Annotated in this window: 14 protein-coding genes; 8 read left to right on the top strand and 6 right to left on the bottom strand. The window is 68.8% G+C overall.

The window, feature by feature from the left end; all coding sequences use genetic code 11:
• Positions 1-19 precede the first annotated feature (19 nt).
• The 7 genes from sufC to AC3B6C_RS19225 all read left to right on the top strand — a co-directional run bounded on the left by sufC (position 20) and on the right by AC3B6C_RS19225 (position 5,873).
• Entirely contained in the window at positions 20-793 is a 774-nt protein-coding gene (sufC, locus tag AC3B6C_RS19195; protein WP_010841019.1) for a Fe-S cluster assembly ATPase SufC, read from the top strand.
• A gap of 44 nt (positions 794-837) precedes the next feature.
• The gene (locus AC3B6C_RS19200; protein WP_488373773.1) at positions 838-2,127 is read left to right on the top strand and encodes a cysteine desulfurase; all 1,290 of its coding nucleotides are present in this window, start codon (positions 838-840) and stop codon (positions 2,125-2,127) included.
• A gap of 3 nt (positions 2,128-2,130) precedes the next feature.
• Positions 2,131-2,598, top strand: a complete 468-nt coding sequence (gene sufU, locus AC3B6C_RS19205) for a Fe-S cluster assembly sulfur transfer protein SufU (RefSeq protein ID WP_010841021.1) — start codon at positions 2,131-2,133, stop codon at positions 2,596-2,598.
• Positions 2,595-3,020: a metal-sulfur cluster assembly factor gene (locus AC3B6C_RS19210; protein ID WP_051129751.1), complete on the top strand. Its 426-nt coding sequence runs from the start codon at positions 2,595-2,597 to the stop codon at positions 3,018-3,020. Before sufU ends, AC3B6C_RS19210 begins: the two co-directional genes overlap by 4 nt.
• A 103-nt stretch (positions 3,021-3,123) precedes the next feature.
• Positions 3,124-3,516, top strand: a complete 393-nt coding sequence (locus AC3B6C_RS19215; RefSeq protein WP_488373774.1) for a DnaJ family domain-containing protein — start codon at positions 3,124-3,126, stop codon at positions 3,514-3,516.
• Between the two features lie 105 nt (positions 3,517-3,621).
• Positions 3,622-4,860, top strand: coding sequence for an acyltransferase family protein (locus AC3B6C_RS19220; RefSeq protein WP_488373775.1), 1,239 nt, complete (start codon positions 3,622-3,624; stop codon positions 4,858-4,860).
• Positions 4,861-4,883: 23 nt separating this feature from the next.
• Positions 4,884-5,873, top strand: coding sequence for an SGNH hydrolase domain-containing protein (locus AC3B6C_RS19225; RefSeq protein ID WP_488373776.1), 990 nt, complete (start codon positions 4,884-4,886; stop codon positions 5,871-5,873).
• Between the two features lie 15 nt (positions 5,874-5,888).
• Here AC3B6C_RS19225 and AC3B6C_RS19230 read toward each other — a convergent pair whose 3' ends face one another.
• Positions 5,889-7,016, bottom strand: coding sequence for a lycopene cyclase family protein (locus AC3B6C_RS19230; protein ID WP_488373777.1), 1,128 nt, complete (start codon positions 7,014-7,016; stop codon positions 5,889-5,891).
• A gap of 58 nt (positions 7,017-7,074) precedes the next feature.
• Positions 7,075-7,884: an SDR family oxidoreductase gene (locus AC3B6C_RS19235; protein WP_488373778.1), complete on the bottom strand. Its 810-nt coding sequence runs from the start codon at positions 7,882-7,884 to the stop codon at positions 7,075-7,077.
• A 99-nt stretch (positions 7,885-7,983) separates the two neighbouring features.
• On the opposite strand from AC3B6C_RS19235, the gene AC3B6C_RS19240 reads away from it, so the two are divergent.
• A complete protein-coding gene (locus AC3B6C_RS19240; protein ID WP_010841029.1) occupies positions 7,984-9,612 on the top strand; it encodes an ABC-F family ATP-binding cassette domain-containing protein in 1,629 nt (542 codons plus the stop codon).
• On the opposite strand, the gene AC3B6C_RS19245 is transcribed toward AC3B6C_RS19240, so the two are convergent.
• From AC3B6C_RS19245 to AC3B6C_RS19260, 4 genes are read right to left on the bottom strand one after another with little or no spacing between them, the layout of a single operon-like run.
• Positions 9,596-10,654: a pyridoxal phosphate-dependent aminotransferase gene (locus tag AC3B6C_RS19245; RefSeq protein WP_488373779.1), complete on the bottom strand. Its 1,059-nt coding sequence runs from the start codon at positions 10,652-10,654 to the stop codon at positions 9,596-9,598. The two genes, AC3B6C_RS19240 and AC3B6C_RS19245, sit on opposite strands and share 17 nt — an antisense overlap.
• Positions 10,651-11,679 (bottom strand): 3-oxoacyl-ACP synthase III family protein, encoded by a 1,029-nt coding sequence (locus AC3B6C_RS19250; protein ID WP_488373780.1) that lies wholly within the window; start codon positions 11,677-11,679, stop codon positions 10,651-10,653. Before AC3B6C_RS19250 ends, AC3B6C_RS19245 begins: the two co-directional genes overlap by 4 nt.
• Complete coding sequence (locus AC3B6C_RS19255) at positions 11,676-12,341, bottom strand: hypothetical protein (protein ID WP_014926687.1); 666 nt, start codon at positions 12,339-12,341, stop codon at positions 11,676-11,678. The genes AC3B6C_RS19250 and AC3B6C_RS19255 overlap by 4 nt, the downstream gene beginning before the upstream one ends.
• Positions 12,338-13,987: a thiamine pyrophosphate-binding protein gene (locus tag AC3B6C_RS19260; protein ID WP_488373781.1), complete on the bottom strand. Its 1,650-nt coding sequence runs from the start codon at positions 13,985-13,987 to the stop codon at positions 12,338-12,340. The genes AC3B6C_RS19255 and AC3B6C_RS19260 overlap by 4 nt, the downstream gene beginning before the upstream one ends.
• Positions 13,988-14,135: the final 148 nt, after the last annotated feature.

Consider the following 14,135-nt stretch of genomic DNA (forward strand, 5'->3'; position numbering starts at 1 on the left):
AGCCTGAGAAAGAACACACATGACCACACTCGAAATCCGTGACCTGCACGTCGACGTCGTCCAGACCGACACCGACGCCGAGCCCATCCACATTCTCAAGGGTGTCGACCTCACCGTGAAGTCCGGTGAGACGCACGCGATCATGGGCCCGAACGGCTCGGGCAAGTCCACGCTGTCCTATGCCATCGCCGGACACCCCAAGTACCAGGTGACCTCCGGGTCGATCACGCTCGACGGCGAAGACGTCCTCGAGATGAGCGTCGACGAGCGCGCACGCGCCGGCCTGTTCCTCGCCATGCAGTACCCGGTCGAGGTGCCCGGTGTCTCGATGTCGAACTTCCTGCGCACCGCCGCCACTGCCGTCCGCGGTGAGGCGCCCAAGCTCCGCCACTGGGTCAAGGAGACCAAGGAGGCGATGACCGCCCTGGAGATCGATCCGTCGTTCTCCGAGCGCAGCGTCAACGAGGGCTTCTCCGGTGGCGAGAAGAAGCGCCACGAGATCCTGCAGCTGGATCTGCTGAAGCCGAAGATCGCCATCCTCGACGAGACCGACTCGGGCCTGGATGTGGATGCCCTGCGCGTCGTCAGCGAGGGCGTGAACCGCTACAAGGAGCGCGACAACGGCGGCGTGCTGCTGATCACCCACTACACGCGCATCCTGCGATACATCAAGCCGGACTTCGTGCACGTGTTCGTCAACGGGCGCGTCGTCGAGTCGGGTGGATCCGAGCTCGCCGACGTACTCGAGGAGAACGGGTACGAGCGGTTCACCTCGGCGGCCAAGGCCGTCTGAGTCACCCGACCGGTCCGAGTCCCTCAGTACAGGAGGTGTACCAGGTGACACTCTCGACAGAGGCAACGACACAGGCTCCCGCGGCACTGGACGTCGACGCGTTGCGGGCTGATTTCCCGATCCTGTCCCGCACGGTGCGCGACGGGAAGCCGTTGGTGTATCTGGATTCCGGCGCGACCTCGCAGCGTCCGGTCCAGGTGCTGGATGCCGAGCGGTTCTTCCTCACGCATCACAACGCCGCCGTGCATCGCGGTGCGCACCAGCTCGCCGAGGAGGCGACCGACGCCTACGAGGACGCCCGCGAGGTCATCGCGGGTTTCGTGGGGGCATCCGCCGACGAACTCGTGTTCACCAAGAACGCGACCGAGGCGCTCAACCTCGTGACCTACACCCTCGGCGACCCGCGGGCCGCCGATGTTCTCGGCGGTTCAGCACTCGGACCCGGCGACACCGTCGTCATCACCGAGCTCGAACACCACGCGAACCTCGTTCCCTGGCAGGAGCTGTGCCGACGCACGGGTGCGACCCTGCGGTGGTTCGGGGTGACCGATGACGGCCGCATCGACCTGGATTCGCTGACCCTCGACGAGTCGGTGAAGGTCGTCGCCTTCACACACCAGTCCAATGTGACCGGCGCGGTCGCCGATGTGGCCGAGCTCGTCTCACGCGCTCGTACGGTGGGCGCGCTCGTCGTGCTCGACGCGTGCCAGTCGGTGCCGCACATGGCGGTCGACTTCCGCGCCCTCGGCGTCGATTTCGCTGCCTTCTCGGGTCACAAGATGTTCGGTCCCAGTGGCGTCGGCGCGCTGTACGGCAGGTCGGACCTGTTGAACGCGTTGCCGCCGTTCATCACCGGCGGGTCGATGATCGAGACCGTGACGATGGAGGCGTCGACCTACGCTCCGCCGCCCCAGCGGTTCGAGGCCGGCGTGCCGATGACCTCGCAGGTCGTCGGACTCGGTGCTGCGGTGCGGTACCTCACCGATCTCGGCATGGAAACCGTTGCCGCGCACGAGCACGCGCTGACGGCGCGGGCGCTCGAGCAGCTCGCCGGCATCGACGGCGTACGGATCATCGGACCGCAGACCGCGGAGAATCGCGGCGGGGCCGTGGCCTTCCTGGTCGACGGCATCCACGCCCACGACCTCGGTCAGATCCTCGACGACGAGGGCGTGGCCATCCGGGTCGGTCACCACTGCACGTGGCCGCTGCATCGTCGCTTCGGTGTCGCAGCGACCGCACGCGCATCGTTCGCCGCCTACAACACGTTCGACGAGGTCGATGCACTCGCCGCCGCGATCGTGAAGGCGCAGAAGTTCTTCGGGACGGTCTGAGCCATGCGGATGGAACAGATGTACCAGGAAGTGATCCTCGATCACTACAAACATCCGCACGGCCGCGGACTCCGTGAGCCGTTCGGCACCGAGGTCCATCACGTCAACCCGACCTGCGGTGACGAGGTGACCCTACGCGTCGCGGTGTCCGACGACGGCTCCCGGATCGACGACGTGTCCTATGACGGACAGGGGTGTTCGATCTCGCAGGCGTCGACGTCGGTGCTGCACGATCTGATCGTCGGCCGCCCGGTCGGGGAAGCCCTGGCCACCGTCGAGTCGTTCAGCTCGATGATGACCTCACGCGGTAAGGATGCCGGGGACGAGGACGTCATCGGCGACGGGATCGCCTTCGCCGGAGTGAGCAAGTACCCGGCGCGCGTCAAGTGCGCACTCCTGGGCTGGATGGCCTTCAAGGACGCACTCGCGCAGACGATGGACAGCCACGAGACACGAGCGGAGACAGCATGACTGACGACACAGTGACCACCGATACGGTCACCACCGATACAGCGACCACCGAGACAGCGACCACCGACACCGGCGTGACGGGCACACCCCCGGCACCGGCGACCTCGCTGCCGGCCATCGAGGACGTCGAGGAGGCCATGCGCGACGTGGTGGATCCCGAGCTGGGCATCAACGTCGTCGACCTCGGGCTGGTCTACGGCATCGAGGTGACCGACGACGCGGTCGCGAAGATCGACATGACCCTCACCTCGGCGGCCTGCCCGCTGACCGACGTGATCGAGGACCAGTCCCGCGGGGCACTGGTCAGCAGTGGTCTGTGCACCGAGTTGGAGATCAACTGGGTCTGGCTGCCGCCGTGGGGCCCCGACAAGATCACCGACGACGGTCGCGAGCAACTGCGCGCCCTGGGCTTCACCGTCTAGCCGACGGCCGGGAACTCCCACGCGCCGGCACTCGGGTCACCATCGGTGACCGGGTGCCGGCGTTTTTCCGATCATGGTGCTGGGCGTGCGAGGAGTTGATCGCATGAGACGTTTCGAGCCGCGAGTCGAGCGGATGATCCGCGAGGCAACCGAACGCGGCGAGTTCGACAATCTGCCGGGCGCGGGCAAGCCGCTCGATCTCACCGACAGCGACGACCCCGACTGGTGGGTCAAACGCAAGATCCGCGACGAGAACCTGGACTCGTCGGCGCTGCTTCCCGCGCCGCTGCAATTGCGCCGGGAGGCGCAGGACTTCCCGGAGTCGTTGCGCGACATCGCCGACGAGGCGGCGGTCCGTGACATCCTCGTCGACTTCAATCGCCGTGTGCGCGAAGCACATCTCGCGTCGCGCCAGATCGCGCTGCCGCACAGTGTCGTCGCGCACACCGTCGACGTCGACGACATGATCAGGCGCTGGCGGGCACTGCGGCGCTGATCGGTAGTGCCCGGGATGCCAGGATTTGAGGTTAGCCTAACCTGCATGCTAGCTTCGCCTCAGGAGCTGCGCGGGTAGCTCACAGGGGAGCGAAGGCAGGGGCCGGTGGCAGTCGCAGTCGGTGCCGCGCGCGATGATCAGCCCGCCGTTTCCGGACACCTTCGCAGTCCCGTCGTGCAGGGCCTGCGCGCGGTCGCGGTTCTGGTGGTGATCCTCGACCATGTCGGAATGCCCGGTTTCCCAGGCGGTTTCATCGGCGTCGACGTCTTCTTCGTGATCTCCGGGTATGTCATCACCCAGATGCTCCTGCGGCGGTCCACCGAATCGCGCGGCGCCTGGTTCCTCGGTTTCTACGCCGCACGTGCGCGACGTATCGTGCCCGCGGCGACCCTGGTGATCGTTCTCACCGTCATCGCGACATTCGAGTTCACGAACTTCGTCCGGGGGGCTCGGGTGTTGCCGGACGCGACGGCCGCGTCGCTGTTCCTCGCGAACTTCCACTTCATCGAGACCGGGTCCGACTATGCCCGGCTCGGCGCCGATCCGTCACCGCTGCAGCACTATTGGTCGCTGGCCGTCGAAGAGCAGTTCTATCTGGTCTGGCCGGCGCTGATGATCGTGGCGATCGGCATCGCCGCCCGGACGAGCCGGGTGACGTTGCGACAGTTGCTGTTCGCTCTTCTGATCGTGCTGGGGGTGGCCGCCTACCTCTACTCGATCGTGCTGACGCCGGTCAACGGGACCGAGGCCTTCTTCTCGCCGTTCACCCGTGCCTGGGAGCTCGCAGTCGGCTGTCTGCTCGCCGTCGCGGGCCCGTGGTTGATGAACGCTGTCGCGGATCGGCCGGTCGTGGCCGCCGGGCTCGGCTGGGCCGGGTTCGCGGCCATCGCGTGGTCGGTCGTGGCCCTGGACGGCACCGACGGTTTCCCGGGGTGGGTCGCCGTCGTCCCGGTGTTCGGCACCGCCGCGTTGCTGATCGCCGGAATGCGCAGTCGCGGCACGGTTCCCGTGTCGGTGCTGGGCAACCGCGTGCTGGTCTACCTCGGGAACATCTCGTACTCGCTCTACCTCGTGCACTGGCCGCTGTTCACCCTCACCGCCGCCCGCATCGGCGCCGACTTCACGTTGCCGATGCAGCTGCTCCTCGTCGGTGTGACCGTCGTGTGTGCGGCGGTCATGTACCACGCGTTCGAGAACCCGATCCGCCGGTCGCGCGGACTCGCCGGCCGGCCGTGGTGGAGCCTGGCCGTCATCCCGGTGAGCATCGCGGTCGTGTTCGCGGTCGCAGCATTCGAGCGCTATCGATGGGCGCTCCCCGTTCCCCTTTTCCAACAACTGTTCTGAGAGTTTCACGAAAGGGTCAGCAGATGACCAGGAGAGTCACCGCCACGGTCGTGGCGGTCGTGTCGTTGTGTGTGGCCGTGATGGTGGCCGGTTGCCAGGCGGTGCCTGAACGGCCCGCCGCCGCGACGTCGGAGTCCGAGGCGGTCCCGGCGGCGGTGTCCACCGCCGATGTTCTCGCAGCGGTCCGGGCCGCGACCGCGGTGCGAGACCTCCCGCCGACGATCACCACCGACGAGTTGCTCGCCGCCAGCGGTGACTACTCCGATCAATGGTCGATCGAGGGGTGCGAACCACCCCTGGAGGTCAGCCGTCTCGACGACATCGGACCGTGCATCCTCGGTGACACGACCAGCGACCGGACCGTGGCGCTGATCGGCGACTCGGCGGCATCGATGTGGCATTCGGCGCTCGATCTCGTCGGCAAACGCCACGGCTGGCGAGTACTCGCGCTGACCAAGAGCAACTGCGGACCGGCCGCGCTGACGTACTACCAGTGGCAGCTCAAGCGGGCCTACACCGAATGTGACGACTGGCAGGACTGGCGGATGGAGACCATCGCCCGCGAGAACGCCGAGATCGTCGTGATGGCCGGCTGGCACGACGGCGGCAACCAGGGACCCGGACGGGACACGACGCCGGAGGTGTGGCGCGACGGCCTGGTCTCCACGATCAACGACCTGCCGGCGGGCACGAAGGTATTTCTGCTCGGCGGTGTCCCGCGTCCGTCACAGAGTCCGTCGGAGTGCGTGGCGGCCAACCCCGCCGACCTCACCCGGTGCGCGGAACCGGCCGCCGACGCCCTCCCGGTCCAGGCGGGGTGGTCGGCTGCCGCGGAGCTCACCGGACAGACTTTCATCGACGTCGACCCCTGGTTCTGCGCTCAGACGTGCCCCGCGGTGATCGCCGACCGGCTGGTGTACTCCGGCAAGTTCCACGTGACGGGCCAGTACGCCCGCCACCTGTCGGGTCCGCTCGAGGACATCATGGCGCCCGCGCTGCGCGCGCAACCCTGACACCTGCGCGAGCGGTCAGTCGGTGTCGCCGGCCCATGCCGGCGTCGACATCGCACCCCGCGCCACCACGGCGCGGGTGCGCATGTCGACGGCCTTGATGACACGCGTCATCGCGCCCATCGTGCCGGTGAGATCGTCGCGTCCGCTGAGATAGCTGCGCTGGGCGGCGATGGGCATGGCGAAGAACGCCTCGAAGAAGGCGATGGTCTGCGAAGGACTCAGCCGCAATAGCGCGCTGAGCCCGCGCAGACGGAGGTTGTGTACCGCGCGGGCGGACGACGGCCACAGCTCGGTGGCAGGGTCGCGACCCGAGGCAAGAGCGGAGACCACCGCGTCCGTGCACATCAGGGATGTCGCGACGCTGTAGCCGGTCGTCGGGTTCTTGAAACCACCCGCGGCGCCGAACCGGAAAGTGGGATCGCGCCACGGTTGTGGCGACGAGCCGGTCAGCGGGAAGTCGACGTGCTCGACCCGCAGGATCTCCGACGGCATTCCGCCCAGGCGGTCGGCGAGCCGCCGCTGGAGTTCGTCGAGGCCCAGCGCGGGGTATCCGGCGAGACAGGTCTCCTCGAGGAGATACTCGCCCCCGCCGAGGGGTACGACGTACAGGAAGGACGGCAGCGCCCGATGATGCTTCGCGCCGCCCCGCCAATCCATCAGCAGCGCTTCGTGTCCGGCCAGGATCGGCTCGGCGGTCCGGACGCCGACGACGATCCCGTACGCGGTCTGCCGGGGTGCGTCGTGGGGGAGCGCACCACGACAGTCGACCACCGCCTCGCCGGTCAGGACCTTTCCGTCGTCGAGATGCACACGCGCACCGTCGATCTCGACCACGCGTGCGGCCACGGCCGGAACCCCGTCGAGGGTCAGCGACCGTTGCAGCCCGGGGGTGTCGAAGACGGTGTAGCCGCGGGCGATCTCCTCGAGGTCGCGACCCGCGACGCCGATGCGCGCGGTGCTGGCGGCGATCGCGGCCGGATCGATCCAGTCGGGCAGCTCGTCGGACCAGCAGGCGAACGTGGACCGCCAGATCCGCTCGGGAGACGGGTCGACGAGGGTCACGGACACACCCGCGCGTGCCAGTCGGTGCACGAGGGCCCGCCCGGCCGGCCCGGCCCCCGCGACGATGACTCCAGAACTCACATCCCGTCCTTCGTCGCGGGCGGCGATCCGGACGGGCACGCGCCGTCGGGCAGGAGGCTCACGAACCGCCGGTGGCCAGCATGCCACCGTCGACGGTGAGGGTTTCGCCGGTGATCCACGCCGACTCGTCGCTCGCGAGGAACGCGACGGCGCGGGCGACGTCCTCCGGCTCGCCGATGCGCTTCAGCGGATACGAACTCGCGACGCGTGCCTCGTTGTCGCCCTCGGTGAACACCGAGGCGAACTTCGTCCGCACGACCGACGGGGCGATCGCATTGACCCGGATGTTCGGCCCCAGTTCCCAGGCGAGTTCGGCGGTGAGGCGGATCAGCGCCGCCTTCGACGTGCCGTAGGCCGCGATCACCCCCGTCGACCGCAGGCCCGCCACGGACGCGATGTTGACGATCGAACCGCCGGTCTCCTTCATCCCCGCCCGGTAGGCCTCCTGGACGAACCCCAGCGCGGCGACCACGTTGGTGTCGAAGGTCTTGCGGTACGCGGAGAGATCGGCGCCCATCAGCGGGCCGGCCAGCGGCGCGATGCCGGTGTTGTTGACGAGGATGTGGATACCGCCCTGGGCGACGGCCGCGGCCACCGCAGCCGACCGGTCGTCGGCGTCACCGGTGTTGGCCGCGCACACCGAGACGGTCGCGCCGGGCACCGACTCACGAATCCGGCCGGCCGCCTCCTCGAGGGGCTCGGCCTTGCGGCTGGTGATGACGACCGAGGCGCCGCGCCGGGCGAGTTCGGTCGCGATCGCCTCTCCGATGCCGCGACTGGCGCCGGTGACCAGTGCCGAGCGTCCCGTGAGGTCGGAGGATTGGGGAAAGTTCTGCGGAATCGTTGTGGAGTGCGTCACGCTCCACACCGTATCGGTCCACCGTGTCGCCGCGGGCGGAGTCGGTGGCGTCGCCGGCGATGAGCGCGTGGTCAAACCAGTGGCGCGGCACCGGTAGAATGGAACGTCGTGATCACCGCGACCGACCTTGAGGTACGAGCGGGCGCTCGGACCCTGCTGTCGGCGCCCGGCGATGCGCTGCGCATCCAGCCCGGCGACCGCATCGGCCTCGTGGGCCGCAACGGTGCGGGGAAGACCACCACATTGCGCATACTTGCGGGGGAGACCGAACCCTACGCGGGTTCGATCCGCCGCTCCGGTGAACTCGGCTACCTCCCGCAGGATCCCAAAGAGGGTGATCTGGACGTCCTCGCCAAGGATCGGGTGCTCTCCGCGCGTGGGCTCGACGAGATCCTGCGCGACATGGAGAAGCAGCAGGCGGCGATGGCCGAGGCCGCCGACGACAAACTCCGCGACAAGGCGGTCGCCCGCTACGGACGCCTCGAAGAGCGCTTCTCGTCCCTCGGCGGGTACGTCGCCGAGTCCGAGGCCGCCCGCATCTGCAACAGCCTGGGTCTGCCGGACCGCGTCCTCAACCAGCCGCTGCGCACGCTCTCCGGTGGTCAGCGTCGACGCATCGAACTGGCCCGCATCCTGTTCGCGGCGTCCGACGGCTCCGGTAAATCCGACACCACCCTGCTGCTCGACGAGCCGACCAACCACCTCGACGCCGACTCCATCGCCTGGCTGCGCGGCTTCTTGCAGAACCATGAGGGCGGGCTCGTCGTGATCAGTCACGATGTCGACCTGCTCGCCGATGTGGTGAACCGGGTCTGGTTCCTCGACGCGGTGCGCGGTGAGGCCGACATCTACAACATGACCTGGAAGCGGTACCTGGACGCGCGTGCAACCGACGAGCAGCGTCGTCGTCGCGAACGGGCCAACGCGGAGAAGAAGGCGTCCGCACTGCGCACGCAGGCCGCGAAGCTGGGTGCCAAGGCGACCAAGGCCACGGCCGCCCAGAACATGCTGAAGCGGGCCGAGCGGATGATCGACGCGCTCGACGACGAGCGGGTGGCCGACCGTACGGCGCGGATCCGCTTCCCCGAACCCGCCGCCTGCGGCAAGACCCCGCTGATGACGTCTGGTCTCTCGAAAAGCTATGGCTCGCTGGAGATCTTCACCGGCGTCGATCTGGCGATCGACAAGGGCAGTCGAGTCGTCGTCCTGGGTCTCAACGGCGCGGGCAAGACGACGCTGCTGAAAATGCTTGCCGGGGTGGAGAAGCCGGACACCGGTCGCCTCGAGCCCGGTTACGGGCTGAAGATCGGCTACTTCGCCCAGGAACACGACACCCTCGACGACCAGGCGACCGTGTGGGAGAACATCCGGCACGCCGCACCCGACGCGGGCGAGCAGGATCTCCGAAGCCTGTTGGGCGCGTTCATGTTCACCGGTCCGCAGCTCGACCAGCCGGCGGGCACCCTGTCGGGCGGCGAGAAGACCCGTCTCACGCTGGCCGGTCTCGTGTCGTCGGCGGCGAACGTGCTGCTCCTCGACGAGCCGACGAACAACCTCGACCCGATCTCGCGCGAACAGGTCCTCGACGCCCTCCGGAGCTACACCGGCGCTGTCGTACTCGTCACGCACGACCCCGGGGCGGCTGCCGCTCTCGACCCGCAGCGCGTCATCCTGTTGCCGGACGGCACCGAGGACCACTGGAGCGACGAGTACCAGGAGCTCATCGAGCTCGCCTGATCGCGGCGATCACCAGGTCGGTACCGGCCCGGTCAGGCACCGTCAGCCGGTGTCCGTGACCGTCGAACTCCCGGCCGACGACTCCGGCGGACCGCAACCGTCGACCGAACTCGAGGCCGCCGGCCCCCGGGACGTACAGGAAGTTGGCCTCGCTCGGCAGCGCCGGATGGCCCGCGTCGTCCAGGGCGGCGGCGAGACGGTCGCGTTCGCGGCGCATCGCCGTCACCCGGCCGGCCAGTTCGTCGGAGGCCGCGAGCGCGAGCGACGCCGCCTGCTCGGCGGCCGCGGTGATCGAGAAGGGGACTTCGTGGCGCCGCGCGCCGCGGATCGAAGTCGCCGATCCGATCGCGTATCCGACACGCAGGCCCGCGAGGCCGTGGGCCTTGGAGAAGGTCCGCACCACGATCAGATTGGGATGCTCGGCCAGCAGCGTCCCGATGTCGGGCGCAGTCGAGCTGTACTCGACGTAGGCCTGATCGAGGATCACCGGAGTGGACGCGTCGACGGTCGCCAGCAATCCCCGGATCTCGTCGTCGGTGACCACCGATCCGGTCGGGTTGTGGGGGCTGCAGACGATGACGGCCGCTGTGTCAGGGCCGGCCGCCGCGGCGAGCGCGGTCATGTCGGGGCGCCCGTCGTCGAGCAGCGGGGTCGTGTCGAGCATCATCCCGATCATGCCGGCGAGCAGTGCGAAGCCTTCGAAGGTCGGTGCCGGGGTGGCGATTCGAGGTGTCCGACAGCCGGCGGTCCGGAACCGCGCCGCTGAGTCCTGCAACATCGCCGACAGAACCGCGGTCGCACCCGCGCCGATGGTGATGTTGTCGGCCTCCGATCCGATGTGCTCGGCGATCGTCGTCCGCAGGTGCTCGGGACGGAAGGACGGATAGTGGTGCGCGTCGCCCGAGTGGCGACGCAGCGCGGAGACGACGGCGGGAAGAGGTGGGTACGCGGACTCGTTCCGGTCGCATCGCACGATGTCCGTCGACCGCGTGGGCGCCTGTTCGAGGCGTGCACCCGACGGTTCGGGGAGGACGACGGTCACGAACGCCCGCTCCACCGGATCGCGCCGGCGGCGGCGAAGTCGCCCGCATGGGCGAACGCCGACATCATCACGACGTCTCCGGGGCGGACACGTCCGTCGTCGATCGCCGCGTCGAGTGTCATCGGTATCCCGACCGCGAACAGGTTGCCGCACTCGTCGAAGGTGTCCGGATGTCGCGACTCGGGCAACTCGAGGGCCTCGCGCCAGTTGCGCAGGAAGATCCGGTTCGGCTGATTGGTGACGAGGACGTCCAGGTCGGCGGGTCGAATGCCGATCCGATCGGCCAGCGCAACAGCCACTTCCGGAACCATCCGGTTTCCGCGGGCCAGGACCTTCGCGATCTTCGCCTCGGTGAAACCGACGTGGATCTGGCCCGGACCCGCCTCCCAGTACTTGCGCTCCGGCTGGGCGACGGCGGTCATGTCCGCCGAGAACTGGCCGAAGGACCGGGATTCGGTGCCCAGCACCGGGTTCCCCGCATCCCCGAGCGTCAGGGTGGCGACCGCCGCCCCGTCTCCGGGAATCGCGGCCTGCGCCTTCACGCGCACCTGCTCCTGGGTGAAGATCTGACCGGCGCTGTTCTGCGCCAACCCGATCAGGGCTTTTCGACCGCCGCCGGCGCGGAGGAGCGCGCCGGCGATCTCGATCAGATGGACGAACGCGGCACAGCCGCCGTTGTGCACATCGAGCACGGTCCGCGGAGCGAGTCCGAGGCGGTGGGCGACCTCGCCCACGCACCCGCGGACCGGGACCTCCGGCAGCTGACTGTGGGTGAGCACGACGTCCACGTCATCGAGGTAACCGTCGCCGTGCCGGTCCCGGAGCCGGCGCGCAGCCGCGACGATCATGTCCGCGGAGGTCTCGCCGTCGGCCGCATGGTGGCGGAAGGCCGGTGCCCGGAACATGACGTTGTCGGCGAGTTCGTCGTCCTCGGCGAACTGCGCGAAGAACTCCGCGGGCACCCGTGCGGCGGGCCGGTAGGTGGCGAGATCGGCGAGGGCGACGGCCGGGGCGATCGCGGTCATGAGCGCATCCATTCGGGGGTCAGCGGAAGTCCGTTGCGGTGGCGGTGTTCGGCGATGGCCGTGAGATTGTCGAGTTCGATCTGGTGTCCGGCGCCGAACATGTCCCACAGGTCGCCGACCCACTCCTCACGACCGGCAGGCGCGGTGTCGGGGTACGGGTTCTCGTCGTAGAACGGGTGGTGGCAGTTGTTCCACAGGACCACCGAACCGGGGCGGTCGAGAACGAGCTGTGCGTCGACCACGCGCATCAGGTAGATCATCCACAGATGCTTTCCCTGATCCCACGCGCAGTGATAGTCGACGGTCATGGCGTCGGCGTTGGCCACCGTGCGGACGTAGATCTTCGTGTCCTCGTTCAGGCGATCGTGGCCGACCCACAGGCCCGGTTCCTCGGTTTCCGTGAAATCCCGTGTGCTGTAGGTCCATTCCTCGAGTGAACGCGTGTCGGCGAGCCACTCGAACAGTTCGCGGGGAGGTGCGTCGACGTATCCCTGGACAGGGCAGTAGTCGCCGAACACCTGGTGATGGGGATACACCGAGCGGACCTTGTCGACGACGAGTGCGGTGTTGGCGGAGCGGGGGTGGGTCTCCACCCGGACCACGCCGTCGAGCGTGGCCGCGGTGTCCCCGAGGTCGGACAGGGCCGAGGAGTGCGTGGTCATGGAGTGCCTCTCGCGATCAGTGGGGCGAACGGGGGTGCTTCGTCGGGATCGACATCCACGACGATGCAATTCGGTCCGGGACGCGACAGCAGCTCGTCGCACGCCGCACGCAGGGTCTCCAGGTCCGGGGCGGAGCGGACCGCCAGGCCGGCGAACATCGCGTCGAGCCCGCCCGCGACGTCGGTGTGACGGAACCTGTTGACGCTCGGCGCCCCGGGGAAGAAGCGGGCCTCGCGGGTGACGCACATGCCGTGCGCGTCGTTGTTGAGGACGATCAGGGTGATCGGCGCGTCGTGTTCGATCGCGGTGTGGATCTCCATGCCGTGCATGAGGAACGAGCCGTCACCGGCGATGACGACGATCCGGCCGCCCGGGATGGGACGGCGCGCGGCGATCGCGGACCCGATTCCCGCGGCGATCGCCCACCCCATCCCGCCCATACCCAATGCGACGACGAACCGGCCGACGCCGAACGGGAGGTGGTGGATCGCCGCGGCACCGGTGTTCCCGGCGTCGGCGAACACCGCGCAGCCCGTGGGGAGCGCGTCGCCGATGGTGACGAGCGCGTCGCGCATACCGACAGCCGTCGCCGACGGGACGACCTCCAGATGCTCGATCGGATGGACCCGGGGTGGGCGAGGTCCGGGAACCCGGTCGGCGAGCGACCGGTGGAGCGCGCCGACGGTGTCGGTGAGACGTTGCGTGGCGATGTGCTCGACGGCGGCCGCGGTGCGCGGCGGCGCGCCGCCGAGATGGACGACCGGGATCGTCGCCAAGGCGTCGTCGAGGCCCGCGCGGTCCGTCATCGACATTCGGCAGCCGATCGCCAGGATCAACTGCGCATCGCGCACGGCCCGGTGTGCCGACGGATGTCCCATCACGCCGGTGACCCCGGAACACGACGTACGGCCGATGTCGCGGCCGCCCGGGGAGACCACGACAGCGGCGCCGAGGAGGCCCGCGAGATCGTCGACGGCATCCGCCAGCCCGAGCCGGGATGCTTCCTCGCCGGCCCAGATGCACACGGTCCCGCCGGCTCGCGACACCTCCGCGAGGCGGTCGGCGAGATCGTCGACCGTTGCGGCCGGTACCGATGCGAGGTCTGCCGGCCTCGCCGGTGGCGAATGTGCTTCGGTCCAGGGCGACGTCTGGACGTCTTTCGGCAGGATCACCGCGGCCGGTAGCCCCCGCGCCGTGGTGGCGAATGCCTCGTCGAGAACCCCGTCGAGACGGGAGGGCTCGTCGACCAGCCCGCAGAAGCCGACCACGCCGGACAACACGGCACGCAGGTCGACGGTGTCGGGCGGGTCGAGCATGTCCTGGAACCCGCCGCGTCCCACCGCGGGTGTCGGTGCCGAACCGATCAGGGCGATCACCGGAACGCGGCTGTCGTAGGCCTCGCCCAGTGCCGGTACGACATTGAGTGCCCCGCCGCCCGACGTCGTCAGGACCGCGGTCGGCTCACCGGTGAGCCGCGTGTGCCCGTCGGCCATCGCGCCGGCGCCGAACTCGTGCTTGGCGACGACCGGGGCGAGTCGCGGGTGCCGCACAGCCGCGTCGAAGACGTCTTCGATGTTGGCGCCGTGGACGCCGAAGGCGGTACGCACACCGGCGTCGACCAGTCGTGCGACGACCCGGTCGGCCACCGTAGGAGCCGTGTGCCCGTCTCGCGCGTTCAAACCCTGTACTCCCAGCCCCGAACCGTGGTGCGGCACCGGTCGATTCGTCGGTGTCCGAACATCGGACACACTCAGTGCTAATTAGCTTAGCGTAAGCTAATGTCCGGCGGCAGGG

The organism is Gordonia sp. 11cp, assembly GCF_057767225.1.